This is a genomic window from Nocardia barduliensis, from assembly GCF_013315795.1.
GTDB classification, from domain to species: Bacteria; Actinomycetota; Actinomycetes; order Mycobacteriales; family Mycobacteriaceae; genus Nocardia; species Nocardia barduliensis.
In genome coordinates this window covers 17159-41329 of sequence record NZ_JABLTE010000007.1, presented here as the reverse complement: position 1 = coordinate 41329, position 24171 = coordinate 17159, and the positions used below count along the sequence as shown (strand labels likewise).

22 protein-coding genes are annotated in these 24171 nt (G+C 67.4%); 7 read left to right on the top strand and 15 right to left on the bottom strand.

Features of this window, described 5'->3' with window-relative positions; translation table 11 throughout:
• Positions 1-193: 193 nt before the first annotated feature.
• Positions 194-691: a MarR family winged helix-turn-helix transcriptional regulator gene (locus HOV91_RS05155; protein ID WP_174184285.1), complete on the top strand. Its 498-nt coding sequence runs from the start codon at positions 194-196 to the stop codon at positions 689-691.
• A complete protein-coding gene (locus tag HOV91_RS05150) occupies positions 684-2282 on the top strand; it encodes an MDR family MFS transporter (protein ID WP_312884474.1) in 1599 nt (532 codons plus the stop codon). Before HOV91_RS05155 ends, HOV91_RS05150 begins: the two co-directional genes overlap by 8 nt.
• A 105-nt stretch (positions 2283-2387) precedes the next feature.
• Here HOV91_RS05150 and HOV91_RS05145 read toward each other — a convergent pair whose 3' ends face one another.
• The 10 genes from HOV91_RS05145 to HOV91_RS05100 form a co-directional block, all read right to left on the bottom strand.
• Positions 2388-2738, bottom strand: a complete 351-nt coding sequence (locus tag HOV91_RS05145) for a hypothetical protein (RefSeq protein WP_174184284.1) — start codon at positions 2736-2738, stop codon at positions 2388-2390.
• Between the two features lie 91 nt (positions 2739-2829).
• Complete coding sequence (locus tag HOV91_RS05140; protein WP_174184283.1) at positions 2830-3237, bottom strand: hypothetical protein; 408 nt, start codon at positions 3235-3237, stop codon at positions 2830-2832.
• Positions 3238-3241: 4 nt separating this feature from the next.
• Positions 3242-4921 (bottom strand): S8 family peptidase, encoded by a 1680-nt coding sequence (locus HOV91_RS05135; RefSeq protein WP_217439594.1) that lies wholly within the window; start codon positions 4919-4921, stop codon positions 3242-3244.
• A 257-nt stretch (positions 4922-5178) separates the two neighbouring features.
• Positions 5179-6117, bottom strand: a complete 939-nt coding sequence (locus tag HOV91_RS05130) for a GlxA family transcriptional regulator (RefSeq protein WP_174184282.1) — start codon at positions 6115-6117, stop codon at positions 5179-5181.
• Positions 6118-6126: 9 nt separating this feature from the next.
• Positions 6127-7923: an NAD(P)/FAD-dependent oxidoreductase gene (locus HOV91_RS05125; RefSeq protein ID WP_174184281.1), complete on the bottom strand. Its 1797-nt coding sequence runs from the start codon at positions 7921-7923 to the stop codon at positions 6127-6129.
• A 27-nt stretch (positions 7924-7950) separates the two neighbouring features.
• A complete protein-coding gene (locus tag HOV91_RS05120) occupies positions 7951-8754 on the bottom strand; it encodes a TauD/TfdA dioxygenase family protein (RefSeq protein ID WP_174184280.1) in 804 nt (267 codons plus the stop codon).
• Between the two features lie 8 nt (positions 8755-8762).
• Entirely contained in the window at positions 8763-9797 is a 1035-nt protein-coding gene (locus tag HOV91_RS05115; RefSeq protein ID WP_174184279.1) for an L-tyrosine/L-tryptophan isonitrile synthase family protein, read from the bottom strand.
• Between the two features lie 387 nt (positions 9798-10184).
• Positions 10185-11330 carry an acyltransferase family protein gene (locus tag HOV91_RS05110; protein ID WP_174184278.1) on the bottom strand — a complete coding sequence of 382 codons (1146 nt, stop codon included), beginning with the start codon at positions 11328-11330 and terminating at the stop codon, positions 10185-10187.
• Between the two features lie 6 nt (positions 11331-11336).
• A complete protein-coding gene (locus HOV91_RS05105) occupies positions 11337-12515 on the bottom strand; it encodes an acyl-CoA dehydrogenase family protein (RefSeq protein WP_174184277.1) in 1179 nt (392 codons plus the stop codon).
• Positions 12516-12526: 11 nt separating this feature from the next.
• Positions 12527-13342, bottom strand: a complete 816-nt coding sequence (locus HOV91_RS05100; RefSeq protein ID WP_246349845.1) for an SDR family oxidoreductase — start codon at positions 13340-13342, stop codon at positions 12527-12529.
• Positions 13343-13668: 326 nt separating this feature from the next.
• Here HOV91_RS05100 and HOV91_RS05095 point away from each other — a divergent pair, with 326 nt between their 5' ends.
• The gene (locus HOV91_RS05095; RefSeq protein WP_174184275.1) at positions 13669-14922 is read left to right on the top strand and encodes a cation:proton antiporter; all 1254 of its coding nucleotides are present in this window, start codon (positions 13669-13671) and stop codon (positions 14920-14922) included.
• Positions 14923-14968: 46 nt separating this feature from the next.
• Positions 14969-15634 (top strand): HAD family hydrolase, encoded by a 666-nt coding sequence (locus tag HOV91_RS05090; protein WP_312884473.1) that lies wholly within the window; start codon positions 14969-14971, stop codon positions 15632-15634.
• 10 nt (positions 15635-15644) lie between these two features.
• Here HOV91_RS05090 and HOV91_RS05085 read toward each other — a convergent pair whose 3' ends face one another.
• Positions 15645-16595 carry a GlxA family transcriptional regulator gene (locus HOV91_RS05085; protein ID WP_174184273.1) on the bottom strand — a complete coding sequence of 317 codons (951 nt, stop codon included), beginning with the start codon at positions 16593-16595 and terminating at the stop codon, positions 15645-15647.
• 106 nt (positions 16596-16701) lie between these two features.
• Between HOV91_RS05085 and HOV91_RS05080 the strand changes: the two genes are divergently transcribed.
• Positions 16702-17961, top strand: coding sequence for a KasA/KasB family beta-ketoacyl-ACP synthase (locus tag HOV91_RS05080; protein ID WP_174184272.1), 1260 nt, complete (start codon positions 16702-16704; stop codon positions 17959-17961).
• Positions 17962-17980: 19 nt separating this feature from the next.
• On the opposite strand, the gene HOV91_RS05075 is transcribed toward HOV91_RS05080, so the two are convergent.
• From HOV91_RS05075 to HOV91_RS05065, 3 genes are all read right to left on the bottom strand, one after another.
• On the bottom strand, positions 17981-18388 hold the full coding sequence (locus HOV91_RS05075) for an ArsR/SmtB family transcription factor (RefSeq protein WP_174184271.1): 408 nt from the start codon (positions 18386-18388) through the stop codon (positions 17981-17983).
• Positions 18388-19044 carry an SRPBCC family protein gene (locus tag HOV91_RS05070; RefSeq protein WP_174184270.1) on the bottom strand — a complete coding sequence of 219 codons (657 nt, stop codon included), beginning with the start codon at positions 19042-19044 and terminating at the stop codon, positions 18388-18390. The genes HOV91_RS05075 and HOV91_RS05070 overlap by 1 nt, the downstream gene beginning before the upstream one ends.
• A 105-nt stretch (positions 19045-19149) precedes the next feature.
• Positions 19150-19692, bottom strand: a complete 543-nt coding sequence (locus tag HOV91_RS05065) for a TetR/AcrR family transcriptional regulator (protein WP_312884472.1) — start codon at positions 19690-19692, stop codon at positions 19150-19152.
• A 188-nt stretch (positions 19693-19880) separates the two neighbouring features.
• On the opposite strand from HOV91_RS05065, the gene HOV91_RS05060 reads away from it, so the two are divergent.
• Positions 19881-21179, top strand: a complete 1299-nt coding sequence (locus HOV91_RS05060; protein ID WP_174184268.1) for a lipase family protein — start codon at positions 19881-19883, stop codon at positions 21177-21179.
• A 757-nt stretch (positions 21180-21936) separates the two neighbouring features.
• A complete protein-coding gene (locus tag HOV91_RS05055; protein ID WP_174184267.1) occupies positions 21937-23154 on the top strand; it encodes an alkane 1-monooxygenase in 1218 nt (405 codons plus the stop codon).
• 65 nt (positions 23155-23219) lie between these two features.
• On the opposite strand, the gene HOV91_RS05050 is transcribed toward HOV91_RS05055, so the two are convergent.
• Positions 23220-24044 carry an MBL fold metallo-hydrolase gene (locus tag HOV91_RS05050; RefSeq protein WP_174184266.1) on the bottom strand — a complete coding sequence of 275 codons (825 nt, stop codon included), beginning with the start codon at positions 24042-24044 and terminating at the stop codon, positions 23220-23222.
• Positions 24045-24171: the final 127 nt, after the last annotated feature.

Genomic DNA, 24171 nt, shown 5'->3' with positions numbered 1-24171 from the left:
AGCAAACCCAGGGGTGGGTCCGTCCCCACCCTGGGGTGGGTCGCCGCCCGTCCACCGCGATCCGATAGCTGTCGATCTGCCACGCCGTCAACAAGCTTCCGTCCGTCGAGCGGGTGCGGAGCCACTAGTTGCTTAGCACAAGCAATTACTTTATAGTTGCGTAGCTCAAGCAACTTATTTCGTCTGGAGTGGCATGGCAGTCTCCCCCGATACGGCTCAGAGCCTGATCAAAGAGCTCTATCTGATGGGCCGGGCGATCCGCACCGTGCTCGCGCACCCGGAGGAAGGGCAACTGCTCCCGGGTGGCATCGGGGTGCTGGGCACGCTCGAATCCAAGGGCCCGTGCAGGCAGGTGGACCTGGCCGTGGATCTGTGCATCAGCCCGAGCGCACTGAGCAGGCACGTCACCGAGCTCGTCGCGGCGGGCTACCTCAGCAGGCACGCCGATCCGAGCGACGGCCGGGCCACCCTCATCCGGGTGACCGGCGAAGGCCGCGATCTGCTGCACCGCGTGCGGGGGACGCGAGCGCGGGGTCTGCAGAACGTCCTCGCGGACTGGAGTGAAGCCGACGCCGAGCAGGCCTGCGTCGCCGTGCAGAAACTCCGCAACGCGCTGACCGCGCACGCGCAGAGCGTCGCGGTCGGCGCGCACCAGCCGGTTTCGACAGAGAGTCAGGAAGTAGATGTCTAGTTCAGTCGAGTCGGTGACGCGACGCGACCCGCACGCGATGACCCACCGTGAAGTCCTGGAAGCGATGACCGGGTTGCTCGCGGCGTTGTTCACGGCGCTGCTGAGCACCACGATCGTCGCCACCGCGCTGCCCACCATCATCGGCGATCTCCAGGGATCGCAGACCGCCTACGCCTGGGTCATCACCTCGGCGCTGCTGGCCAACGCGGCCTCCACGCCGATCTGGGGCAAATTCGCCGACCTGTTCAACAAGAAGGCGCTGGTGCAGTCGGCCATCGTCATCTTCGTCGTCGGCTCGGTGATCGCCGGATTCGCGGGCAACGTCCCCGTGCTGCTGGTCGCGCGCGTCGTGCAGGGCATCGGCATGGGCGGGCTGACCGCGCTCGTCGTCGCGATCATCGGCTCCATCGTCGCGCCGCGCGAACGCGGGCGCTACTCCGGCTACATGGGCGCCGTGATGGCGGTCTCCATGTCCGGCGGACCGGTCCTCGGCGGTGTCATCGTGGACAGCCCGCTGGGCTGGCGCTGGTGCTTCTTCGTGTGCGTGCCGCTTGCGGTGATCGCGTTGGCGCTGTTGCAGCGGACGCTGCGGCTGCCCACCGACCGCAAGGACGGGGTGTCGATCGACTGGCTCGGTGCCGCACTGCTGACCGGCGGTGTGTCGGTACTGCTCATCTGGGTGTCGTTCGCCGGGAAAGCCGGTTACTACGACTGGATCTCGCGGGAATCGGCGATCTACGTCGCTTCCGGCGTACTGCTGCTGATCGCGACGGTGTGGGTCGAATCCCGCGCCGAGTCGCCGATCATCCCGCTGCCGATCGTCACCGAACGCACCACGGGCCTGGCGATCATCGCCTCCATCGCGGTCGGCGTCGGCATGTTCGGCGCGACCACCTTCCTGGGCCAGTACTTCCAGACCGCGCGCGGCTACTCGCCGACCGCGGCGGGCGTGCTGACCATCCCGCTCGTCGCGGGCATGCTGATCGCCTCGGTGGGCTCCGGGCAGCTGATCACCCGGCGCGGCAAGTGGAAGGGTTTCGTGGTCTCCGGAGCCGGGCTGCTGGTGGCCGGTTTCGCGATGCTCTCGACGATCGACCACGCGACGAGCCTGTGGCTGGTCGGCGCCTACATCACCGTGGTCGGCCTCGGCGTCGGCATGATGATGCAGAACCTCGTTCTGGCCGTGCAGAACACGGTGAGCGTGCACAACATCGGCGCCGCGTCGAGCAGTGTCGCCTTCTTCCGCACCTTCGGCGGCGCCATCGGGGTCTCGGTGCTGGGGTCGGTGCTGGCCACGCGGGTCAGCGAGCTGTCCGCGGCGGGATTCGCGAGACTCGGCATCCGGACCGAGTCCGCGGGCGGCAGCAATCTGGACCTGAACGCCCTGCCCGGGCCCATCGCGACCATCGTCCGCGCCTCCTACGGTGACGCGACCGGGCGGATCTTCCTCATCGCCGCGGGCGCGACGGTTGTCGCTCTGGTCGCCGCGGCGCTGCTGCCGAACCGACCGCTGCGCCGCACGATCGACATCGATCCCGCCGTCGACCCGATGCGGCAGGACGCTGTCAAAGAACCGGCCCTACTCGACTGAGCCGCCGATCCACCCGCAGGGCCCCGGAGCCATCGGGGCTCTGCGGCGTCTGGTGCGCGGGAGCGTCCGCGGCACGGGGGCGTCCAGGGCGCGCGCCGGGCGCGATCAGTACGGCGGCCGCTCGGCGGAGTGCAGTTCCACGGTCGTCGCCGAGGTCAGGGCGACGGCCAGGCAGCGCAACTCGCCGGGAATCAACACCGATCGGATCGCGCCCTGGAAGCACTCCAGCACCGCGCCGTCGGACCACCGCACGTCGTAGCGGTACCAGCACCGGCCCGCGCCGCCGGCACGCTGGATGTCGCGCTCGACCCGGACGGCCAGTTCGGTGAGCGCGGCGCGGACCTGACTCGGCGCGCCGGTGCTGGCGATCTTCCACCAGGGCCGATTGAAGTAACCTGGCTCGGAGATCTCGACCAGGTAGAGCAACGGCATCCCCACGTCGTCGGAGGCGGTCATACCGCTCAGACTGCCCCAAAACGGACTGGACGGATGGTTGAAACGCCGGGAGTAACCAAGGCGATACCTACCTCCCGCCGCTGACCGAGTCTCAGGAGCGCAGGCGGTCCAGCAGCCAGCCGGGACCGACCACCCCCGCGCCGAGCGTCGCCACCCGATCGCGGAGTCCCCGGTCCGCCGTCACCACGGTGATCGGACGGCTGCCGTCCTCCGCGCGAGCCGCGGACACCACAGCGACGATCGCATCGTCGCCCGATCCGTCCGCCCGCACCACGCGCACGCCGCCGGCTTGCTGATCCGCCGCGTCGACCGCAGCCCTCGCCGCTCCCTCGAGCACCACGACCACCTCGGCGGGTTCGGCCAGCTGCTCCCGCAGTCCCGGCAGCTGGGCGAGCAAGCGCCGAGCAGCGCCGGCGCGATCACGCCACCACCCGTCGGGCCGTGAACCGACGACGTTCGCCGCGTCCACCACGATCAGCGGAACGCCGTGCGCTGTCACCCCGTCACTCCCCTCCCACGGTGAGCACCGCACCGGCTGTGGCCTCGTCCGCCGCGGGCCGAGCCGCCCGCACCGCCGCGAGCGCGTTCAGCCTGCCGTACCCGTACTTGTCGCTGCGCCCGTCCGCGCCGTAGCCGCCGCCCTGCGGGTCGATCTTGTCGCAGGCGCCTTTCAGCAGCTCCTTCACCGCATTCGAGCCGAGTTCCGGATGCACCGACAGCATCAGCGCCACCACCCCGGCGGCGCCGGGGCACGCGCTGGAGGTGCCGCCGAAGTCGTCGGTGTAGTCGCCCGCCGCGTCCCCCGACGCCGCCGTGCCGGGGTTGTAGCCGGCCGCTCCACGCCGGTCCACGGTCCAGATCCCGGGCGTCAGCGGGTCGGGATGATCGAAGGGGCGGTGCCCGAAATCGCTGCTGGGGAACGCGCACCACACCGCTTTGCCGAAATCGCTGTAGACACTGCGCTTGCCGGTGTCGTTGCAGGCCGCGACCGCGATCACCTTCCCGAAGCTCGCGTAGCCGTCGTTGTCGACGGATTCGTTGCCGTTGCCCGCCGCGAACAGCACCACGCAGCCCTTGCCGTCGCGTCCGCGGGTGACGGCGTACTCGATCGCCAACCTGGTGCTCGCGGGCAGCGCCACCACCCGGTCGTGCACCGGGTCCTCGGGCTGGAACCACCTGCCGTCGACGGGTCCCCAACTGCACGAGATCACGTCGGCGCCGTGATCGGCGGCCCACTGGAAAGCGTCCGCCTCGGCCTGCGAGCCGAGCCCGGAGACGAGCCGGATCGGCATCAACGCCGCCTCCGGCGCCACTCCGGATGCTCCGGCGACGCCGTTGGCGCAGGCCACGCCCGCGCACGCGGTGCCGTGGTTGTCGCCGTTGTCGGGGCCGGTGCCGAAGGTGTCCTTGGGGCGCGGATCGCTGGTCTTCGCCGTGACATCCCGAGGCGCGACGATCTTTCCCGCACCGGCGAACTCGGGATGATCGATGTCGACGCCGTCATCGATGACGGCGATCGTCACACCGGCGCCGCGGGTGACCGCGTGGGCGGCTTCCACGTCCGCGTGCGCGTCGATGGTGACACCGCCGATAGTGGTCTTCCGCAGATGCCACTGCTGCGGGAAGATCGTTTTCCCGGCCCGGCGCCGGATCAACTCCGGGTGGCAATACTCGACGTCGGCGCGGCCCAGCAGCGAGGCGGCGATGTCGAAGACCGCCTGGCCGGTCCCTTCGGGCGCGGCCGTGAAGTAGGCATTGGTCGCGTACGAAACGGCCTGCTTCACAGTCAGGCCGGCCGCGTCCAGGACGGCGCGGCAATGCTCGTGGCCGACGCTGTCGACGAACTTCACGAAGATGTTCTCCGTATAGAGCACCGGTTCCCCGGTGGCCGGGTCCACCAGGACATGTCCGGCGAACCGCACCTCCGGCGCGGCGTCGAGCACCGGCTTGCGCTCCTGCACCGACCGCGAGCCCGGGGGCAGCCGATAGACCTCGACCCCTACCTCCGGATACGCCTGTACCAGTGCCGCGTCCTCGAGTTCACCGCTGAGCGGTGTGCGCACCGACCCCGACTGCCGCCGGATCCCGCGACCACTGTGCGTGCGCACCACGATCAGATCGGGACTCTGCTCGAGCTCGAAGCCGGGGTCTTCCTTCGTACCGAAATTCGCGGTGGGCATCATGATCTCCTTCGCCGTGGGGACCCGAGCACAACTATGAGCCAACGACTGCCATCACGAAAATCCCGGGTAGCGCGGCGCTCGCGCACCCGCTCCGGGTCGCCCCCTACCCCACCGGACGACGAAGGGGCCCGGTTGTGAACGGGCCCCACGAAGTCACCGGCCGACCGGGGATTCTCGCCGCGAATCCCATTCCGGATCCACGGCGAGACCCGGCCGCCGGATGCGAACGACCGAGCGCGGACCGGCCGCGCGAACGGTCAGCGGAAGGCCCGCCGGTACGCCTGCGGCGTTACCCCCACGGTCTTGCGAAAGACCTTCCGAAACGCGGCCACCGAAGCGAACCCCGTTCGATCGGTGATGCACTCCATCGTGAGGATGGTCGTCTCCAGCAACTCCTGTGCCTTGCGCACTCGGGCGGTCTGGAGCCACTCGTTCGGCGTCATCCGGACCTGCTCGTGGAAGCGCCGGATCAGCGTGCGTTTGCTGACTCCGGCTCGCTCCGCGAGATCCAGCACGGTGATCTTCTCACCGAGCATCGTGTCCGCCCATTCCAGAATGGGATTGATGGACTTGCTGTCCGCTTCGGAGCGCGGGCGTTCCGCGATGAACTGCGCCTGCCCTCCGTCGCGAGTCAGCGGCATCACCGAGAGCCGGGCGGTAGCCGCCGCCACCGCGGCCCCGTAATCCCGCCGCACCATGTGCAGGCACAGATCCAGCCCGGCCGCGGCGCCGGCCGAAGTCAGGATGCACCCGCTGTCCACATACAGCACGGTGGGATCCACTCGCACCCGCGGATAGCTCTGCGACAACTCGGCGGCGGCCATCCAGTGTGTCGTCGCCCGTTTCCCGTCGAGCAGCCCGACCGAGGCGAGCGTGAACGCGCCCAGACAGATCGATGCCACTCTCGCCCCACGTTCGTGGGCACGCACCAATGCCCTTCGCAAGCGATCCGATGGCCGGGACCGATAACTCATCGATCCCGGCACGATGATCGTTCCCGCCTCCTCGAGATAGTCGATGTCGCGCAGACACGAGATCCCGAAGAACTTCGACGGAACGTCGGAGCTCACGCCGCAAACCTCGACTTCGTAGGCCGGAGTTCCGTCCTCCTGCTCGGCCCGGCCGAAGATCTCGATGGGAACCGAGAGATCGAACGGGATCACGTCGTCGACGGCCAATACAGCTAATGACCTCATGTCGTCGACCTAGTCGACCTGCTGATCCGCTTCCGGCCCGACGACCACCAACCCGGCGCGGATCAAGCGCTTCAAGGCCCGCCCCTGCAGCACCGACAGCTGTGGCGCCAGCTCCGACCAGGGCGCGGGACCGCGGTTCAACGTCTCCCACAGTTCTTCGCCCCCGTCCCGCTCCAGGCACCGCACCTCGATGCCGGGGTCGGTCGCGGAATAGATCCGGTGGCAGGGCACCGGATCGGCCAGCGGCGACGGCGCGGCGTCGCTGTTGGCGATGGGGTCGCGCCAGTACCTGGCCAGCCCTTCGCGTGCCGCCTGCGGAATCTCGAACGGCGGCGACATGCCCTTGAAACCCGGGATGTCCGCGGCCAGACCCGCGCGAATCCGGGCGTCCGGCGACAGCGCCACCACGTCGCCCGCTGCCAGCTCGACCGCGTCGGCCGCGGTGAAGGCCCGCAGATACGGCCCTTCCGTGGCGAGGTCGTGCGGGTCGCGGGTGCCCTTGGTCATGATATTCAGCAGGTCGGGCACCAGTGCGGTGTTCAGCAGCGCCTGGAATGTCCCCTCGGTGGCGTTGTCGACCCCGACTCGCCGCCCCTGAGCGCTCCAGTACGGACTCTCGGGATGCGAACGCGAGATCTCGTGATACCACTGGTCGATGCTCAGTGCCCACGTCTCGGCCATCCCGCGCCACTCGACGTCGTAGTCACGCCAGAGGTCTTGCTTGGCCTGCTCGTCCAGGTCCTTGTCGAAGGTCTTGCGCAGGACCAGCGCGGCCGCCCAGGCCTGGGTGACGGCGAACGACATCCCGGAGGAGAACAGCGGATCCACGAAGTACGACGCGTCCCCGACCGCCATCCACCGATCCGCGTACGAACCGAAGCATTCGCTGACGCGAGAGTAGTTGGTGGCCGTCAGCATCTCGGCACGAATCGGTTCGGCGTCCGCGACCAGGTCCCGCAGCACCGGAATCGATTTGATCGTCTTGAGGAAGATGTCCGGATCACGCAGGTCCACCCGGGCGATCGACTCCGGATTGGTCACGATACCGATCGACCACACGTTCTCCCGCACGCCGTCGACCAGGCGAGGCGTCGGGATGTACCACACCCACCCGTGTTCGAAGGCCACGGCGTAGATCGGCGACAGGTCGTCGGCGCGAAACACGTTCCAGTCACCGTCCGCCCGCTGCGCGGGCACGCAGTTGCGGTAGTGCGACCAGACGGCCACATTGCGGTACTCCGACAGCCATTGCTTGTCACGCTGCGAACCGCGGGCCGCCACCTGATTCGCCCGGCCGGACGCGTCGACGAAATAGCCTGCCTTGATCTCGGTTCCGTCTTCCAGCACGATCGTGGCATCCGCTTCGCCAGGGTGGAACCCCACGATCCGGACGCCCTGGAAGACCTGCGCCCCAGAGGATTCGGCGTGCTCCAGCAGCACGGTGTCGAATTCGGCGCGATTCACGTGCACCGACCAGCGGTACACGCCGTCGACCAGGTAGTCCGAATGCTCGAAGAAGCCCACGAACGGCCGATCCGTGTCCCACTGATAGATTCCGCCGAATTTCTGGATCCAGCATTCGCTGGCGAGCACCTTCTCCAGGGCGCCGCTGGCTTGCAGGACGGGAACCAGCGGGTGCGCGCCGGATTCGCCGATGTGTTCGCGCGGGAACACCTCGCGGTCGAAGACCGCCACCCGCAGATCGGTCTCCCGGCAGAGCATGGCGGCGAGAGTGGACCCCGCGGGACCACCGCCCATGATGACGACGTCGTACTCGCTCGCTGGTCTCGTGTTCGGTGTAGCCATTGATATTCCTCTCTAATGGCTGGTAGCTCAGATGATCTGGATACGCTGCAGATGCCGGGACACCGATTCGGTGAACGCGTTCCTGCCGTGCAGTAGCGAGTGGTTCTCGGCCACGACGATGTCGCCGGTTCGCCATTCGTGGGCGTAGCAGTAGCGCGCGTCGTGCAGCCGCTCGCGCAAGTCCTCCAGCACGCGCACGCCGTCCTCGGCCGAAATGCCGTCGACGGTCAAGAACAGCGGATTGGCATAGCGCGCGGGATCCAATGGCTCGGCGTATCTGATCGTCGTCTCGCCGGTGGTCGGATGGGTGCCCAGCAGCGGCCATTCGGCGAGGCCGCCGTAATGCGCGAGCTTGTCGGTCCGGTAGGTGATCGTGGTGCGCGCCCACAGCTGCTTCAGGTCTTCGGGCGCTTCCCGATAGACCTGGACGCTGTCGCAGAACACGGTCTCCCCGCCTGCGCCCTCGCCCTGGACGCACTGGAACAGGAAGAATCGCGGCACTTGCTCGGCGAACGCGCCGTCCCAGTGGAAGGGGACATCGCCTCTGTCGAACAGGTAGTTCTCGGCGGTATCCCGCACCACCAGATCGAGGATCGAGCCGAAGTTCCACTGCAGGATCTCCCCGGCCGCGCGGCAGTAGTTCTCCAGTTCCGGCTTGCCGAGCAGGCCGAATCCACGCAGTACCACCACCTTCGCGCCGAGGGCCAGCGCGAGCAGTTCCTCGATCGGCACCTCCGCGAGCGTCCGGCCCTCCGACGGGGCGGTCACCACGCGGCCGAACGGACGGAGCTGCTCTCCTTCCAACAGCGCTTCGTTCAAACTTTTCGTCATGCGCTTCCTCACACTCGCTGGAATTCGGTCCTCGGCGCCCCGCCGAGGACGAAATGACTGGGACGACTGTTGCGCCAGACCAGGCGAGCGCCCCGTTCCTCGGCCTGCATCCGCTTGACCAGCGTGTAGGTCGATCCGTCGTCGAGCACCACGCCGTGCCACGGGGTCAGCCAGCTGTCCTGCGTGCGCAGGAGGTGGAACCCGATCTTCTCGGAGTGATTCGTCTGCGGATGGATCGACAGCCGCACCGCGTCGGGGAAGGTCTCCCCCATCAGCCTGCTCCACGCCTGACTGCGCTGTACCACTTCGTAGGCCGTCTCCTTCGACCGGTTCCGCCGCTGCGTGGCGGACAGCTCGGGCATCAGCACCGCGTTGTCCTCGACCATGAAGCGATGGATCCCGTTGAACATCCGCCGGGCGGCGGGGTCGGTCCGGACCGCCTCGCGCAGCACGTCGATGCCGTCGGAGTAGTCGGCGAGCAGGCGCCGTCTGCGTTCGTCCCACCCCATTTCCGGCATGGCGTCACGCAATCCGTACAGGCCGATGGAGCCGCCGCCGGTCGACCGGATCACGCGGCGGAGGTCGTCACCGTAGTGGTCGACGTGAATATCCGGAATTCCCAGCGTGTCACTGAAGACATGGCCGTCGGAACAGATCGTCACGATGGCGCCCGGACGGTACACCGCCGAGATCTGGTCGCAGAACCCTTGCAGGGACTCGATCGCCAGCACCTCGGCCATGTCCGGCAGATGCCCGAGCGTCTTGCGGCGGTTGCGCGACTTCGCCGGGAAGGCCGGGATGATGAAGTGCACCGGCAAGCCGAGCTCGATGTAGCGGATCACCTTGGTCAGGTGCGGTGCGAAGCACTCCGCGCAGGGAGCGAGGTCGCACACCGCCCCCGGTTCGGCACTTCGCCGGCGCGCGAAGACCATGGCGAGGATTCGGGTGGCGATCGACCCGACGTCATCATCGGGTCTGGCCTGGGCGTCTGTTCCGCCGAGCTCGCCGACGCGCTCGGACCCATTGTCGACAGTCGTATTCATTACTACCTTCCTGACACCCGACAAAATGAGCGCACACAACTGGACCGCACGGCGTATTTCCGCCATTCGCGGATCGAGCCGTCGGTGAGCTGCCTGCGATCAGAAACGTCAGAGTAAATACGAAAGTAGGAACCGGAATCCAGCGGAAACCCAGGATCGGCGAGCCCCGATGCTCAGAGCCAGATCCGAGTCGCGCAGTTCATTGATCGAACACCCCCCACGTCTATAACCCGGTTCCGTGGTTAGAACACCTCTCAGGATACCGCCGCCCGGACCGGTAGGCAACCAAGTATATTTCCCACCGGCAGGAAATGAATTCGGAGGCCCATGGCACAGCCATGAGCCTCCGAACAGGTATCGACGCTGTCGTCGAGCGTCGTTCGACCTCTAATTGACCACCCGCTCCGCGACGGCCGGCCGACGTTTCGGCCGAGCGAAACGACGCATCGCAGGAGATTCCACGAAGGTGAACAAAAGCCATGCGGCGAGAATATTGAGGCAGAACAAGAGGACGATCAGCAGCACGGCGACCGGAGCGCTGAACGTGGCGGCCCCCATCGCGCGGCGCACGTAGAACACCGTCACGCCCTGACAGATGTAGAAGGCGAAGGAGATCTCACCGAGCCACACCGCGAGCCTGCTGGACAGGAACCGCGAGCTCTCGTCCAGGTCGGACTTGGCCGCGGCACCGATCAGCAACGCCAACGGAACAGCCGTCGCCAGCACGAAACCGATGTAGAACGGCGTGTACATGGCTACCAGGTATCCCACGCCCACCCCGGCCACAGCGGCCCAGAGCGGAATCCGTATCCATCGCCCTTCCATCACGATGCGCGCCACGAACACGCCGAGGAAGAATTCGAACAGGCGCGACGGGGGAAAGAGATAACCGAACCACAATTGCAGCACGGGTATGGGCGTGAGTTCCGATTTCTCGGAGCTCGGAACGACGAATACCGTCAGCAGGACGATCAGGCACATGCCGGCCACCATGGCGGCGGCGCCGTACCACAGATATTTCACGTCGATGCGCAGCACCGCCGGTATCAGGAATGGGAACAGAACATAGAACAGGAGCTCACAGGACAATGTCCACGACGGCGTGTTGACGCCCGCGTTGATGAAGTTTTGCGGGAACCAGGCATGAATCAGGAAGATATTCGGCAGCCACGCCTTCCACGACGTTATCGCCGCCGCGAAGAGCACCATCGACGCCACCCAGAGCGTCAGGTGATTGGGGAATATCTTGACCATACGCCGCCGGATGAACTGCAATTTGCTCTGCCCCGGCTTCCACGACCAGGTGAGCACGAAGCCGCTCAGGATGAAGAAGAACGACACGCCGAGGAACCCGGCCTTGCCGACCACCACCGCCGCGTTGTACGCGATATCCGGGTCGGCGAACAGGTTGACCGGCTTGTAGGGAGGTATCGGCGAGTTGGGCAGCATCACATGGAAGATGAAGACCGAGAAGGCGGCGAAGAAGCGCAGGCCGGTCAAGGACGGCAGCCGTTTGCGATTGTCTACTTCCATCGCGGATCAGCCCAGCCCTACGACGAACGGGAACTCCGGTCGGCCGCCGAGCACGAACGCGCCCGTCGACTGGATCACCTGGTCGTGCGCGATGATGTGGCGAACCATCGTGTTCGTGTCGCGCAGCCAGATGTCGAGCGGATTCGGGCGGTAGATCGAATCGGTGCCCACCAGCTCGCACAGGCGAGAGAGGATTCGCTGCGCGGCGCGGAAGGCATTCGTCCTCGCCAGCGCGGTCGCGATCCGCAGATCCGCAGGCAGATCGACGAAACGGTTGCCGTCCAACGCGTTCCACAGTTCCTCGACCGTGTTGACGACAGCTCCCCGCGCGACGATGTACTCCATCTCGCACTCACCGAGCAGATACTGGGCGCGGTAATTGTCGGCCCACTTCTGCCCCGTCGCGGTCACGACTTTTCCGTCCGCGAGGCCGCGCACGTAGTCCAGCGCCGCGCGGGCCGTTCCCAGGGGTACGCCCGGCATGATCCGGGCCAGCGCCTCCGGCTCGGCCAGCTTCCCGGTGCAGCTCTTCGGCTCCGCGAACGCGAAGGAATGGTGCTCGGGAACGAACAGGTCCTCGACCGCGTAATCGTTGCTCCCGCTGCCGCGCAGACCCGTGGTGTCCCAGGTGTCGAACACGGCGACCTGATCGCGGCGCATGTAGAACAGCCGCACGACCGGCTTGCCGTCCGCGGTCTCCTCCATCCGGCCGTTCGCCGTCACGAAAGCGCCGCCGATGACCAGGTCCGCGTGAGTGATCGCGCTGCCGAACTTCCATCGTCCCGTCAACCGGTAACCATCGGTGACCCGCTCGGCGCGACCGGCCGGGAAGATCAGTCCCGCCGTGATCAGGTCCTGTGTCGGCATCAGTTCCGCGATGGCCTGTTCGTCGAGATAGCCGGCGTAGATGCCGGTGGCGGCGCCGATCATGGCGCACCAGCCGGTCGCCGTATCGCCGTAGGACAGCGCCTCGACGATCTCCAGCTGCTCCAGCGAGGTCAAGCCGGGACCGCCGATCTCGGCGCTGAAACACATTCGGTAGACACCGATTTCGCGGAGCCGCTCGACGATGTCGACCGGAAGCCTGCGCTCGGCATCGATCTCACTGCGCCGCGCCGCGAGATCGGGTGCCAGCGATCGGACCGCCGCCAGTAAGGAGGTCGCCGAAATTGTTGCTGCAGTCATTTTCCCAATTCCTAAGCAAGAGAAGTTGCGTGCGGTTCCGGTCGCTCGCGCATGAGCAACTCGATCGCCGATGTGGTCTGCTCGGGTCCCAGCGCCGAGTAACCGCCGTCCACGGTCCACTCGGCGCCGGTCACGAAGCTCGCCTTGGGCGAGGTGAGGAAGGCGACCACCTCGCCGATCTCGCGGGCATCGGCCGCCCTGCCCAGCATGTGGAACCGGGCGGCCACCGCATCGGTGCGGGCCCGGTCCCCTTCGGTGATCTCGTTCATCACGCGGGACCAGGTCCAGCCCGGCGAGACACTGTTCACCCGGATACCGTCACCGGCGTACTCCAGCGCGAGACTGCGGGTCAGCTGGAGCATTCCCGCCTTGCTGACCGGATATCGAATTCGCCCGGCCTGAGCGATGCGTCCACTGGGCGACGCGAAGTTGACAATGGACCCTGCCGTCTCCCGTAGCCGGGCGCGCGCCTCCTCGCACAACATCGCCGCACCGACGACATTGGTGTTCAGCACGTCGAGCCACTGCGCCCGAGCATCCCCGCCGGGCCCGTCGTCGCCGTAGACGCAGGCGATGTTGACCAGCACGTCGATCCGTCCGTGCCGGTCGGCCGCGGCGGCGACGAACGACCCGACCGACGCGTCGCTGCGCACATCGAGGGGCACGAAGACGGCTCGGTCGCCGATCGCGGCGGCCGTCTGCTTCCCCCCGTCCGTATCTATGTCTCCCAGTACGACATTCGCGCCGTATTCGGCGAAGACACCGGCTACTTCGGCTCCGATGATGGTTGCCGCTCCGGTTACGAGTACCGTCTTACCTTCGAACAACGTCGACTCCCCTCGGCTGGGCCCTCCGACCGGCACAAGCCATAGAACGAAGTATTCACAACGAAAAGAGCGACCAGCCAGTCCGATTCGCGACAGAGATGCACCTCTTTGCGCCAGCCCCACGCCCCCGCCCGGACGGGCGTGGCGTAGATCACTCTGCACTCTCATCCGCGGGGCCGGTGCGCTATCGTCTCGGTGCAGGCAGTCCATGTTTCGGGGGGTTCCGCGCCGCGGTCGATGCGCTACGGAGACACCCCGTGCGAGCATCGAAGCCGATCCCGCGATGTCTCAATGCGAACGGAGTCGAGGCGTTGCCGAGCCATCAAATGATCTTTCTGTTGCTGGACCTCGTTTTGATCGTGGGCGCGGCGCGTCTGCTGGGGTGGCTGGCCGAGCGGCTCGGCCAGCCCGCGGTGATCGGCGAGATCCTGGCGGGCATCCTCGCGGGTCCGACGATCCTCGGGGCGCAGTTGTCCGAGGCGGTCTTTCCGCACGACATCCGTTCGTATCTCACGGCCTTCGCGAACGTCGGCGTGATGATCTTCATGTTCTCCGCCGGTCTCGAGATGGATCTGCGGTCGATCGCCGGACGCAGGCGGTCGGTCACCACGATCGCGCTGTCGGCCTATCTCGCCCCCTTCGCGCTCGGTTCCGCCATCGCGATCTGGGCGCTGGCCCGGCACGACGGCGGCAACCGGCTGACCTTCGCGCTCTTCATCGGTTGCGCGCTGGCCGTCACGGCGTTCCCGGTGCTGGCCCGGATCCTGCACGACCGCAAACTCTTGGGCACCCGGCTCGGTCAAACCGCCATGACCTGCGCCGCGGTGGACGACGTCCTGGCCTGGTGCGGACTGGCGGTGGTCGTCGCCATCGCCCGGCCCGGCACGGATCACCACTGGCGGCTGCTGCTGTGCGTTCCGCTGGTCCTGTTGCTGTGGTGGGCGGTGCGTCCAGCCCTCGACCGCCTCTCCCGCACCGGATCGGAGCGGAATTCGAGCAACATGGTCTTCCTCGGCGTAGCCGGCGCGCTGCTGCTGGGAGCCACCACCGAATGGCTGGGACTGCACCTGATCTTCGGCGCGTTCCTGTTCGGTGTCGTGTTCCCCCGGCGGCTGCGCGCGGCCGTCGACAGCGGCGCCCAGCTGCTGAGCAGCATCTTCCTGCCCGCGTTCTTCGTGGTGGCCGGTCTCCAGGTCGACCTCGGCGCCCTCGATCGCGCCGCGATCGGCGAATTCGCCGCGATCATGTTCGCCGCGCTGGCAGGCAAGCTCGGCGGCACCTACCTGGCGGCCCGCCTCGGCCGGACCGACCGCGCGGAGTCCGCGGCCCTCGCGGCGCTGATGAACACCCGCGGGCTGACCGAGCTGGTGATCTTGAACATCGGGCTGACGATCGGCGTCCTCGAACAGCGGCTGTACTCGCTGCTGGTCATGATGGCGTTGGTCACCACCGCGATGACAGCGCCCTTGCTGAAACTCTGTGGCGCCACCCCGGACGCGTACCGCGACGACCCGCCACCGGAGAAAGAGGCCGGACGGCACACCGATCCCACCGTGCAGACCGGGGTCACCGCCGCATGAGTAAGCCGCGCAGACTCCCGCTTCCGCCCGCGCCGGTGCGCCGCCGGTGACGCTCCCGGTCGACCGACCTGATGTCCCAGCGGCATTCGTCGACGTCGACGAAACGTTGGTCCGCTGCGTGAGCTTCTTGTCGCTGTTCGTCTTCGACGCGCGACGACGTGGGCGCGGCCCCGAAGCCGACACCGTGGTCGGAGAATTCCGCGCACTTCGTGCCGCGGGGATGAGCCGTGGCGAATCCCATCGGTGGTTCTACCGGCAATGGGCCGGCCGCGACGTCGCCGATGTGCGACGCATCGGGCACGACTGGTTCACCTCGTGCGCCGCGGATCCGGCTTTCTTCAATACCGCCGTGCGGCGGCGGCTGGACGAGCTGTCCCTGACCGGGACGCGCATCGTCCTGGTGTCGGGCTCGTTCACCCCGGCGCTGCGGCCGATCGCCGACGCGGTCGGCGCCGCCGCGGTCTTGTGCACGACCATGGAGACGGCGGCCGGGAAATACACCGGGAACGTGCTCGCGACGATGGTCGGGAGCGACAAGTCCGCGGCCTTGCTGCGGTATGCCGAGCGCACTGCCATCGATCTGGCGTCCTGCGCGGCATTCGGCGATCACCATTCCGACATCGCGATGTTCGATCTGGTCGGCCACCCGGTGGTCGTCGGGGACGCCGATCCGCGACTGCGCGACTATCCCGCGCAACGGCTTCCCGGCTGAGTCCGTCGCTTCAGTTCCCTACGGCGAACATGCGCCGGTACTGACCGGGGCTGACACCCAGATGCCGCTTGAACACCGCCCGGGTGTTGGCGGGGTTCCCCAGACCCACCCGGTAGCCGATCTGATCGATCGGTAGTTCGGTCGTCTCCAGCAGTTCCCGCGCCTGATTCAAGCGCGCACTGGTGATCCACACGTGCGGGGAGGTTCCGGTCTCCTCCCGGAATCGCCGCACAAAGCTGCGCCGCGAGAGATTCGACCGTTTGGCGAGGTCTTCGAGCGAATGCCGGTGTTCGAGGTTCTCGAGAATCCACGCCCGGGTCTCGGCCAGCACACCGGAGGAGGTCTGCGGCGGGAACTGCCGGGTGTACTGAGCCTGACCGCCTTCGCGAACCGGTGGCGCCACCAGGTCGCGGGCGCGCTCGTTCGCGGCCGCCGCGCCGATGTCCTTGCGCACCACGTGCAGGCACAGGTCGATCCCGCTGGTGACGCCCGCGGAGGTCATCACGTCACCGTCGTCCACGAACAGGCGGTCGGGATGAACCTCGACGTCGGGGTAGCGGCTCTGCAACAACGAGGTGGCCCGCCAATGCGTCGTCGCGGGCCGGTTGGACAGCAGTCCCGCGGCGGCGAGAGCGAACGCGCCGGTACAGATCGACAGCATTCGCGCGCCTCGCCCGTGGGCGTCGCGCAGTGCTCGCAGCACCCGTTCCGGTGGCGGCGTCTCGTAGGACGCGTAACCGGGTACCACCACCGTGTCGGCGTGCCGCAAAGCTTCCAGCCCGGCCCCCGCCACACAGGACAGCCCCGGAACCGCGGTCGGCACCGCGGGGGATACCGCGCAGACCTCGAGCTGATAGTGGAGATCGGAGCCGAACACGTCGATCGGAATCGCCGCGTCCAGAACGACTACTTCATCGGGAATGACGACGGCGACCCGGCGCGCTCCCCCATCCGGTTGCATGGCCCGATCGTAGCGGTGAAAGGCACTCGGGCTACTACCCCGGTCTTCCGGCACGCACATAGCCTCGCTTGAGCACCTGAGCCGACAAGCCGAAAGAAGGGGTTTGATGTCCGATTTGGCGGACTTCTCCACCAGCAACGGAGGGTTCCGGAGCGTGGTCGTGACGGCGGTCGAGATGTCGACAGCTGTCGGCGCCGACACCGAAGCCACCTGGAAGGGGCTGCTCGCCGGGGAAACCGGTATCGCCAAGGTGCAAGACCCGGACTTCGAGCGCTTCCAGGTTCCCGTCGACATCGGCGGCCAGTTCAAGCTCGATCCCACCGACGAACTCAGCCGCGTCCAGAAGCGTCGCATGTCCTATGTCCAGCAGGTCGCCTATGTCATGGGCAACCGGATCTGGGATACGGCGGGACGGCCGGAAGTGGATCTCGATCGCCTCGGCGTGTGCATCGGCACCGGCCTCGGTGGCGCCGACACGATCATCGAGTCCAACGACCTCATGCGGGAAGCGGGCTACCGCAAGGTGTCGCCCTTCGCGGTGCCCATGGCCATGCCGAACGGCGCCGCCGCGGTGGTCGGGCTGGAACTCGGCGCGCGAGCCAGCGTGATCACGCCCGTCTCGGCCTGTGCGTCGGGATGCGAGGCGCTGGTGCACGCGTGGCGTTCGATCATCCTCGGCGAGGCCGACATCATCGTGGCGGGCGGTGTGGAGGGCCGCATCAATCCGCTCGCGGTGGCCGGGTTCTCGATGATGCGCGCGTTGAGCACCCGGATCGATGAACCCGAACGCGCGTCACGTCCGTTCGACCGGGACCGTGACGGATTCGTCTTCGGCGAAGCCGCCGCGCTGTTCGTCCTGGAGTCGGAGGACCACGCACGGGCGCGGGGAGCCAAGCCCCTTGCTCGCTTGATGGGCGCGGGCCTGACCGCCGACGGTTACCACATGGTGCTCCCGCACCCCGAGGGCGCGGGAAACATTCGAGCCATGCGCCGGGCGATCGAGACGGCCGGGGTGAGCCCCACCGAGATCGACCACGTCAATGCCCACGCGACGGCAACCCCCTTCGGCGACCTCGCGGAAGCCAAGGGCATCCGGGCGGCGGTGGGCGACCACGCGTCGGTCTACGCGCCGAAATCCGCGTTGGGGCACTCGGTCGGCGCGGTCGGCGCGGTAGAAGCCGCGCTCACCGTGCTCAGCGTCCGGGACGGCGTGGTGCCGCCGACGCTGAACCTCGACAACCAGGACCCGGAAATCGAGCTCGACATCGTTCACGGCAGCGCTCGAACCCAGAACATCACCTACGCGCTGAACAACTCCTACGGTTTCGGCGGACACAACGCGGCCGTCGTGTTCGGCCGCTGCTGAGCGAGTACCCGGCGCGCGGTCACGCGTGCTGGGCTCGTCGCCCGGAATCCTCCTCGCCGGTCCCACCGGAGGCAGCGCCGCGGCGGGCTCGTTTCCCGCGGGCGATCTCCGTCGCCAGAGCGTCCAGCGGTTGAGCGAACTGGTGCAGCCGGTCGGCCAATTCGGTCAGCCAGGCCCGGGCGGCATCGACGCCCGCCGGGTCGAGGGCGTACAGCCGTCGAGTGCCCTCGGCACGCACACGTACCAGCCCGGCGTCGCGCAGCACCTTGAGGTGCTGGGAGACGCCGGGCTGCGAGATCGGCGTCCGCTGTCGCACGGCGGCGACCACCGCACCCGCGGGCTGCTCGTCGACCGCCACCAATTCGAGGATGAATCGGCGAACCGGGTCGCCGAGTGCCTCGAAGATCTTCGCCGGGGACCGGTCCATCAACCCTCGGAGCCGTCCTCGGGAACGGTCGTGTAGAAATCGACGGTTCGCAGCGCCGCGGCGTTCGCGTCCGCCGGGTCGTCACCGTCACCGACTGCGGCCTCGGCCCAGTCGAGCGCCGCCGCGCGGATGAACGCCACTCCCTCGGGCGTGAGTGGAAAGGCCAGCGCCTCCGCCGCGTCCACCGGAGCGCCGCTGGACAAATGCAGCCCCAGGCCCATCAGGGCGAGATCCCAGCCGACGCCCACCGCGCCCGGTCCGTACTGCGACCAGAACTCCGGATCGACCGGCGCCTCGTGTGCCAACTCCAGCTCGGTGCCGTCTCCGGCGGGCGTGAGACGCACCGTCAGCCAGGAGACCTGCGGGCCCATCTCCCACGTCACGGCGAACAGCTCCGGCGCGTCGCACTGTTCCACGACACCGCCTGCGTTGCCCTCGGTCTGATAGCGGCCGCCCACCCGCAGATCGCCGCTGATGGGCAGAAACCAGCGCGGGATCCGCTCGATGTCGGTGAGCGCGTCCCACAGATCCGCCCGATCGGTCGGGTACCTGCGCCGGGCGACAGCGATCCTGGTCGGCGTGCCGTCGCGGGAACCGGTGCGAACTTCACGCGTGACGAGCCCGGCGATCGCGGCCGGATCGGTGAGCAGCGGCATGACTTCCTCCTTGAATAAGTTTTGTCTTATATTAACCGCCGACGCGGCGACCGCAACCCCAGCTGTGTGATCCGATCTCGCGAGATTCGGCCTTCGCCCACCGGCTCAGCCGTCCCGGGACAACCCCGCGATCGCGCGCAGCGCCGAGATCATCCCCGTGACCGGGATGCCGGGATCGATCGACCGGAACAGGCCCAGCCCCACGCCGAGTGCCAGCACGGCGACCGCGGCTTCGGCCTGCGGCATCCGGGCCTCGCGGTCGTCGGTCGTCTTCAGGGCGGCGCCGACCATCCCGACGATATCGTCGAGCCGGGTCGCGAGTTCGGCGCGCAGGTGATCGTCGCGCCGAGCATGGACGCTGAACTCCAATTCCAACTGCGTCCAGTCCGGATCGCCGACCACCCGCTGCGCCCATTCCGTCATCCGCTTCAGCCGCTGCGCGGCCGTCGGCGCGGCGATGATCTCGGCGATCTCGGCCGCTCGCTCACCGTGAATTTCGTCGAGCACGGCCAGACACAGGTCGTCTTTGGTGCGGAAGTTCGAATACACCGCCCCTTTGGTGAAACCGGCGGCTTTCGCGACCTTGTCCAGAGTCGTCGCCTGATAGCCGTCCGCCAGAAAAAGCCGCTTCGCGGTCTGGATCAACACCGTGCGCGTGCGCGCCTGACTCTGCGCTCTGGTCGGCCGCGAACTGCCCGCTCCCCGAAGCCGCCGACACTCATCGCTATTCCCGGACAATCTCTACCCCTTACAGATACTCTCAGTATCCGATTCTAGATGCCATGGGTATCCCAAATCGCAGGAAGGATCGCATCGTGAGGAGCCGAATACTCAGATTGGCCACAGCTTTGACGGGAACCCTCATCGTCGTCGGGGGCGGGGCGATCTCCGCCCCACACGCGTGGACGGAACCGACCGCGGAGGCCGTGGCCGGCGACGATTTCTACATCCCGCCCGCGTCACCGGGCGCGCCGGGCTCCATCATCCGCACCGAAGCGTCGCGGCTGGCGATTTCGGTCCCCGGACAGCCCGGACAGATCCCGGCGACGTCGACGCGCATCATGTACTCCAGCAGTGACACCCACGGCGCCCCGGCGGCGGTGGTGGGAACATATCTGGAGCCGGCCCAACCGTGGACCGGCCCCGGTGAGCGTCCGTTGATCGCATACGCGGTCGGAACCAAGGGACAAGGCGATCAATGCGCGCCTTCGAAACTGCTGGCGCAATTCGTGCAATACCAGCCCCCCTTCGACGTGATCGTCGAATACGACGTGCTGGCGCTGTATACGCTCCTGGCCCGCGGCATGGCGGTGATGGTGACCGATTACCACGGTCTGGGAACACCCGCGGTTCACGACTATCTCAACCGGAAAGCTCAGGCGTACTCGCTGCTGGACGCCGCGCGTGCGGCGTTGCAATTGCCGGGCACCAGCCTGCATCCCGGCTCGCCGGTCATCCTGTACGGATACTCCCAGGGCGGCATGGCCTCGGCGGCCGCGGCCGAACTGAAACAGAGCTACGCCCCTGAGTTGAACGTGCAGGGCGCCTATGTCGGCGGACCGGTCGTGGACGACGAATACTTCATCGGGTTCAACGACGGACGGGCCGCACTGGGCCCGGCCTTCGCGTGGATTCTCAACGGCATCGCCGCCAACTATCCCGAAACCCGCGCGGTGCTCGACGCCGAGCTCAACGACACCGGCAAGGCGATTCTGCGGGAATCCTTGGAAAAGTGCGCCGTGCCGATCGGTCTGGCTCAGCAGTTCCCGAACACCTCCCAGTGGACCGTCAGCGGGCAGCCGCTCACCGCGGTGATCGACCAGTCCCCGGCATTGAAGGCCGCGTTCGACGAGCAGCGCGTCGGGACGCTCACCCCGGGGATGCCCGTTCTCGTCTCCTCCAGCCAGAACGACGAGGGCGCGCCGTACGTGCCCGTGCGGGACATGGCCGCCCGTTGGTGTGCCGGTGGCGCGCCGGTGCAACTCAACGCGAATACCGAGTTGCCCAGTGTCATCACCGGTCTGCGCGTCACCCACGTGCTGGCGTTCTTCCCCTCGCTGGCGACCTCCCAGCACTGGATGACCGAGCGGCTCGCGGGCCAGCCCGCTCCGTCCAACTGTGCGGCGCTGCCCTGATTTGCGAAACGGCGACCAACTCCGATACCGTCGGTATCTCGATCGGAGCCTCGGCGCACTGCCCTGGGCAGCCGCGCGGCATCGGCCCGTAGCGCCGTGATTTCCCCGCACCACGGTCGGCCGCTGCTCGGTTCACACGACCGAGCCGCGGCCGACCGGCCTGCCCGGCACCTTCGGGTCCCCCGCGCGGCAGGCGAGCTCCACCCCACGATCAGCCGAATGCTCCCTGCTGCAGCGCCGCGCGGCTGATTTGCACCACATTTGCCCCATACCTGTTCCGCCGTTGGACAGCTACGTCGAATTCGGTACAGAAAGGTTCGAATGTCGGAGTTGGCTCATCCCCACCGGCCTGAGCCGCTCAGGTGCGCACACCGATGACGCTCGGAGTTCTCGCGTGGATCCGTCCGCGCCCGGCACGGCGGCGTCGACCGGCGGTATGGCGCACGCCGATCCCAGGTTGCCGAAACGAGCGCTTCGCCGGCAGCGACACGAGGACGCCCCCGGACGATGCCGAATCCCGTCACCGAGCGCCGCACTGGACCTCCGTCGCGCGCGAGAACTCCCCCGAGAAGCCGGGCGCCGACCGGCCACGGGAACCTGAGCACAGTGCCCACACCCCCCGCTCAGCCACCGATTCGGACCGTTTTCTACCCTTCAGCGAACTTCCAGCTATTCTGGAACGGCGTGCACAGTGGATGCGTTGTCCGCAGTCAGAACTGTCGGTTGGATGTTTCCCTGATGGATCGGCGGGACGGCTATGACGATCTTCGAGCACACGAGAGCCCGAGACCCCAAGCGCTACTTGTGGATTCTGGGCTTGATCGCCCCGGGGTGCGCGGTATTGCCCTCCCAGCTGGTGGCGCACACCGGCATGGAAGTCTTCTGGTGGATCGGCCCCATCATCGTGCTCGGGGTGATCCCGCTGCTGGATTGGGCCATCGGCGACGACGGCAGCAACCCGCGCGACGAGGACTACGAGGCACTGTCCAATGACCGCTACTACCGGTGGTGCACCTTTCTCTTCCTGCCGATTCAATTCATCGGCCTGCTCATCGCCGGATATCTGTGGGCCAGCCACGAGCTGACCCTGGCCGACAAGCTCGGCTTGGCCGTGACCCTCGGCTTCGTCTCCGGCATCGGCATCAACGCCGCGCACGAGCTCGGCCACCGCGCCGAACGCCTCGAACGCTGGCTGGCCAAGATCGCGCTCGCGCAGTCCGGGTACGGGCACTTCTACGTCGAGCACAATCGCGGCCACCATGTCCGCGTCGCCACCCCGGAAGACCCCGCCAGCGCCCGCTACGGCGAATCGCTGTGGAAGTTCCTGCCGCGCACCGTGGTGGGCGGCTTCCGCTCCGCCCTCGCCCTGGAACGCCAGCGGCTGGCCCGCAACGGCAAACGCTGGCTCAGCCCGGCCAACCATCTCCTGCAAGCCTGGGCGATGAGCGTGGCGCTGTTCACCACGATGATCGTGGCCTTCGGCCCCGTCGTCATCCCCTACCTCGCCATCCAGGCGATCATCGGCGCCGGCCTGCTGGAAACCGTCAATTACGTCGAACACTACGGACTCCTGCGCGCCCGCCGCCCCGACGGCCGCTACGCCCGCTGCTCGCCGCGCGACAGCTGGAACAGCGACCGACTGGTCACCAACATCTTCCTGTTCCACCTCCAGCGCCACAGCGACCACCACGCCAACCCCGGCCGCCGCTACCAGACCCTCCGCAGCTCCGCGCAGGCTCCCCAGCTTCCCGCGGGCTACGCCACCATGGTCGTGCTGGCCGCGATTCCCCCGCTGTGGCGCGCGGTCATGGACCACCGCGTCCTCGCCCACTACAACGGTGACACCACCCTCATCAACACCATGCCGAGCAAACGCCAGCTCATCCTGCCGATTCGGCATACGGAAAACGATGAGCAGCAGGCACGATCCGAGGGCGCCGACGAGGAGCGATTCTCGACCGGGGTGGACCGCTGACCGCGCGCATCGCCGAGTAGTCGACAGCCGGCCGGTTCGGGTAGCGCACCAGGACCGGCCGGCCATCACCGGCGCAGTCGCTCGAACTCCGTGGCGCAGTGTGCGGAGAACACCGTCACCTCGTCACCGTTGTCGCGGACGAGTTCCCGCAGCCGCTGCTGATTCTCCATCCGCGACTGCCGGTGAGTGTCCACGTATCGCTGGAAGGCGCGCACTCCCAGCGGAATCAAGGGCTTCTCGCGCATCTGGCCGTGGTGGGTGTAAGCGTCACCGGCGTGCAACAACCAGCCGTCACCGGTGTCCACGGCGACGCCGACGTGACCGCGCGTGTGCCCGATCAGCGGAACCATGAGGATCTCCGGTGGCAGGCCGCGCAATTCACGGACCGCCCGGAATCCGTACCAGCGCTCCGCGCGGCTGTCGGACTCGTCGTAGACCGACCACTTGGGTCCGTGCTCGAAGTGCACGGATCGATACCGGAACTTCTCGCGACGGCCGTACGGCCCTTCGACCGTATCCAGCTCCGCCCGGTACACGTGCACCGTGGCCTCGGGGAAGTCGGCGAGACCGCCGGCGTGATCGAGATCGAGGTGTGTCACGACGATGTCCCGGACATCGGCGCGGGAGAAACCGAGCGCCTCGATCTGCCGGACGATCGGCTGGTCGAGAACCGGGTCCGATTGCCGGATGAGCTGCCGCCCGACCCAAACCTCCGGCCGGATCACGGCCTGCTCGCCGTAACCGGTGTCGACCAGGGTCAACCCGGTCGAGTGCTCGATCAACAGGCAATGACAGGCTCCGGCGGCCTTGCGCCATACGCCCGGCCTGCCATCGAACAGACGACCTCCGAAAGGACGAGTTCCCCCGGCATCCAGATGATGGACACGCACCAGCCCGCTCCTATCCGCCCCGTCCGGTCCGCCACCGGACGGACCTACGCTACCGAACGCGATCGATGTCGATGGCGTTGTGCGGCGATCCGCGTCTCGAGATCGCTGTGAGCGCAACCGATGCCGA

Bases quoted from the DNA above. Each gene is read 5' to 3' on its own strand.
- HOV91_RS05080 (WP_174184272.1), top strand. From the start codon at position 16,702: ATGTCCGATTTGGCGGACTTCTCCACCAGCAACGGAGGGTTCCGGAGC.
- HOV91_RS05105 (WP_174184277.1), bottom strand. From the start codon at position 12,515: ATGACTGCAGCAACAATTTCGGCGACCTCCTTACTGGCGGCGGTCCGA.
- HOV91_RS05130 (WP_174184282.1), bottom strand. From the start codon at position 6,117: ATGAGGTCATTAGCTGTATTGGCCGTCGACGACGTGATCCCGTTCGAT.
- HOV91_RS05070 (WP_174184270.1), bottom strand. From the start codon at position 19,044: ATGCCGCTGCTCACCGATCCGGCCGCGATCGCCGGGCTCGTCACGCGT.
- HOV91_RS05145 (WP_174184284.1), bottom strand. From the start codon at position 2,738: ATGACCGCCTCCGACGACGTGGGGATGCCGTTGCTCTACCTGGTCGAG.
- HOV91_RS05055 (WP_174184267.1), top strand. From the start codon at position 21,937: ATGACGATCTTCGAGCACACGAGAGCCCGAGACCCCAAGCGCTACTTG.
- HOV91_RS05095 (WP_174184275.1), top strand. From the start codon at position 13,669: ATGATCTTTCTGTTGCTGGACCTCGTTTTGATCGTGGGCGCGGCGCGT.
- HOV91_RS05115 (WP_174184279.1), bottom strand. From the start codon at position 9,797: ATGAATACGACTGTCGACAATGGGTCCGAGCGCGTCGGCGAGCTCGGC.
- HOV91_RS05125 (WP_174184281.1), bottom strand. From the start codon at position 7,923: ATGGCTACACCGAACACGAGACCAGCGAGCGAGTACGACGTCGTCATC.
- HOV91_RS05150 (WP_312884474.1), top strand. From the start codon at position 684: ATGTCTAGTTCAGTCGAGTCGGTGACGCGACGCGACCCGCACGCGATG.
- HOV91_RS05085 (WP_174184273.1), bottom strand. From the start codon at position 16,595: ATGCAACCGGATGGGGGAGCGCGCCGGGTCGCCGTCGTCATTCCCGAT.
- HOV91_RS05135 (WP_217439594.1), bottom strand. From the start codon at position 4,921: ATGATGCCCACCGCGAATTTCGGTACGAAGGAAGACCCCGGCTTCGAG.
- HOV91_RS05120 (WP_174184280.1), bottom strand. From the start codon at position 8,754: ATGACGAAAAGTTTGAACGAAGCGCTGTTGGAAGGAGAGCAGCTCCGT.
- HOV91_RS05075 (WP_174184271.1), bottom strand. From the start codon at position 18,388: ATGGACCGGTCCCCGGCGAAGATCTTCGAGGCACTCGGCGACCCGGTT.
- HOV91_RS05110 (WP_174184278.1), bottom strand. From the start codon at position 11,330: ATGGAAGTAGACAATCGCAAACGGCTGCCGTCCTTGACCGGCCTGCGC.
- HOV91_RS05155 (WP_174184285.1), top strand. From the start codon at position 194: ATGGCAGTCTCCCCCGATACGGCTCAGAGCCTGATCAAAGAGCTCTAT.